1 pseudogene is annotated in these 830 nt (G+C 30.1%); it reads right to left on the bottom strand.

Annotation, left to right across the window (positions count from 1 at the left end):
• Nucleotides 1-253, bottom strand: a pseudogene (locus AC1DRF_RS30340) (hypothetical protein); the annotation flags it as partial.
• Nucleotides 254-830 lie beyond the last annotated feature (577 nt).

Here is an 830-nt window from a genome sequence, read left to right as displayed (position 1 = left end):
AGTGATGCATCAATTGACACAGTGCAAGTAGTTTCTCTTTTGATTCTTTCAGTCTGCTTTTATTCATATATTCCGTAATTTCAATTCCCCAGTCACTTGACACTTCATAAACATAAGGAGTAGTAAAATGATGTTTTTTTATGTTTAATCGATGCATTTCATCTGAAAAGCATCTTCCAATAGTAACTATATCATCCAGTTCGTCATTAATAGGTAATTCTACATTCGAACCTATATAGGTGGCTAAACTCATTTGTATTCACTCCTTTTTCCTTCTGAATAATCTATTACATTTCATAGAATGAACCTAATAAAAACCTACATAGTATGATCAAAAAGGTTTTTCCTTAAATTTTATTATAGATGATCAGGTTTTATTCGAGCTTGACTATTATTCTATTTAATATAAAGGGTAAAATTCTAATTTTTATAAAAAGAAAATTAAGAAAAACKTAAGATTTAAGTAAGAGAAAAGAAAATTTCATTTTATACAATAACAATATAAATTGAAAAGGGGAAAATAGCAGTATTTTTTCAGATATCTACGACTTGTTTGACGAGATTGAAATGTATAGTATACCTGTTGACAAAGAAGATGGATTTTGGGCGTTCTATAAAACTTCCGCACAGAAAATATAGGAAGGTGAAACAAAAGCCATTGTAGAATGGTTTGTRGAGTGTCGAAATAAGGCAGACGGAAAGGGTAGTACGTTATCTACCTATTTTAGTTTTCATGATTATGATACATGCTATGATTTGCAAAATGATAAGTGGATTACGGATGGAGATAAATGGGAGGGTTAAACTCTAGCATTTGTTCACTCTTATGT

Source organism: Priestia sp. P5_B4 (assembly GCF_056400385.1).
Note: the sequence above shows the minus strand (reverse complement) of the source record. Positions and strands in the feature narration are given on the sequence as shown.